A 2,438-nucleotide genomic window follows, 5' to 3' on the forward strand; every position below is an offset into this window, starting at 1 on the left:
ATATGATCTTATTTTTGTTTTTTACATGTTTTAACAATTATGTGCAAGGCATGAATTTATTTTAAAACGAAAGTTAATATGGATAGCAATTATTGTGAGACTGAAACAGTTACTTTACTTAAAAAAATTATTGGTTTTAAAAATATATAGTCTGATTATGAGATGGTTTTATTTTTAAAATGATCTAATATTTTTTTCATTCCTTCTGATGCCGTCATTTTTAGGCATTGATATTGTTGTGGTATGCGATCATAGTCTGCTTGAGGATCTATGTAATACGCTTCACAGCTGTGTGGAATTTCATGAACGAGTCCAGCGACTGGATAAACAGTTAAAGTTGATCCAATCACGATAAAAATTTCAGCCTCTTGTACAATCTGAATCGCCTGTTCATATGCTGGAACGGCCTCTCCAAACCAAACAACATGTGGGCGCAAAGGGTAGCCGTCTGGACATTTATCATGTTCAAGACTGAGTTCCGATCCATCTATAGGGTAAAATACTTGTGAGTATTGGGCATCTGGTTTAGAACTTTTAGCTAAACGAATATTACCATGTAAGTGCAAAACTTGTGTGCTTCCGGCCCGCTCATGTAGATCATCAATATTTTGGGTTATGACATGAACCTGAAATTTTTGTTCAAGCTCAGCAATGAGCCGATGTGCAAGATTAGGATTGGCATTGATAATATTTTTTCGTCTTTCATTGTAAAAACGTTGAACTAGCTCTGGATTTTTAGCCCAGGCCTCTGGCGTAGCTACTTCCTGAATATCATAATTTTCCCAGAGACCATTAGAATCCCTGAAAGTGCTAATACCGCTTTCAGCACTCATCCCGGCACCAGAAAATATGACTAAGCGTTTCATTTCAACCTCAATACTATTTTACTATCTTATTTATATTAACCATTGAAAAAGGCTTAGCAAGTTGATAAGCCTTTATCATTTTATAAAAAGCTCTAGTCATCATGATGTAGATATTTGGGTTTTCTTGGAAGCTTTGAGCTACAGTAAATACAGATAATTAACATGATAATGACGTAAATAAAGAAAGTGTTTTCATGCCCTATATTTTTAAACTGAAGTGCAACTGCCGGAGCTGAACCACCAAAGATAGCATTACCGACGGCATAAGCAAATCCTACACCTAGAGCACGGACATACGGAGGAAACATTTCAGCTTTGACGATTCCACTAATAGATGTATAAAAGCTTAAAATCATCATGAGGAAAATAAGCAGTAGTGTCACGATAACAGGGGAATAACTGAAATGATGCATTCCAATGACCATGACGGGGTAAATAAAAATTGCTGACAAAATACTAAAACAAAGCATGGATGCACGACGTCCAATTCTATCTGAAAGCATCCCAAACAGAGGCTGTGCGCACATAAATACAAATAGGGCTATAGTCATCATATAGCCTGAAACTTTGTCACTAAATCCTAAACTTGAAATATAAGTTTTTGAATATACAGTAAGTACATAAAAAACTAAGGATCCCGCAGAAGTAAAACCGATAACAAGTAAAAATGGACGCCATTCTTTGGTTAAAACTTCTTTTAGGCTACCTGAACCCTCTTTTTTCGAATCCTCTTCTGTTAAGGTTTCTTTTAGATGACGTCGTGCAAAGAATGAAAGAATCGCAACAACCCCACCAATAATAAATGGAATACGCCATCCACCATCCTGCAGTTGTTCTTTACTCATGAGCGCTAGCAATATCACACCAAGTAGACTGGCTAAAAGTTGACCACCAGATAATGTGACATATTGGAAGGAAGAATAAAAACCACGTTTACCTTTTTGAGCTACCTCGCTCATATATGTAGCAACAGTTCCGTATTCACCACCAACAGAAAGACCTTGAAGTAATCTGACTGCCAGCAAGAGGAAGGGGGCGATCATACCAGCTTGTGTATAAGTAGGTAATGCTGCGAACAAAAAGGAACTGATCGCCATGAGTGTGATGGAGGTAACCATAGAGGTTTTACGACCGTATTTATCTCCAATCCATCCAAATAGCCAACTACCAATAGGTCGCATAAAGAAACTTGCAGCAAAAACACCCCACACATATATGGCTTTTGCTGTTTCACTCATATCTGGGGCTGTCAGGGCGTGTTGAAAATAAATTGCGAAAGAAGCGTAGATGTAAAAGTCAAACCATTCGACCAGATTTCCTGAAGCAGCACCAATGATAGCCTTTACACGGCTGACTTCATCATGAATCTCTGCTTTTCGAGTTGGGGATTGTGTATTCATATATTCCTTGTCTCTGCAACTATATTGATTGTTGTGTGCTGACATCGTGACCACGTTTTATTTTAAGATTGCATTGAATAATTTTTATTCATTTATACAAAATCTATACTAGGACGCCTGAAAATTGCTATGAAAAGAATATGATTCTATTATTGTTTTATTTCTCTATATA

The 2,438-nt window shown here is 37.0% G+C and carries 2 protein-coding genes; both read right to left on the reverse strand.

The features are described from left to right. Positions 1-155 precede the first annotated feature (155 nt). A complete protein-coding gene (locus KPC_RS19105; RefSeq protein ID WP_121975897.1) occupies positions 156-866 on the reverse strand; it encodes an SIR2 family NAD-dependent protein deacylase in 711 nt (236 codons plus the stop codon). A 92-nt stretch (positions 867-958) separates the two neighbouring features. Then, on the reverse strand, positions 959-2,266 hold the full coding sequence (locus KPC_RS19110) for an MFS transporter (RefSeq protein ID WP_171334553.1): 1,308 nt from the start codon (positions 2,264-2,266) through the stop codon (positions 959-961). Between the last annotated feature and the right edge of the window lie 172 nt (positions 2,267-2,438).

Origin of the sequence: Acinetobacter stercoris, assembly GCF_900323515.1 — a bacterium.
In the GTDB taxonomy this organism is placed as follows: domain Bacteria; phylum Pseudomonadota; class Gammaproteobacteria; order Pseudomonadales; family Moraxellaceae; genus Acinetobacter; species Acinetobacter stercoris.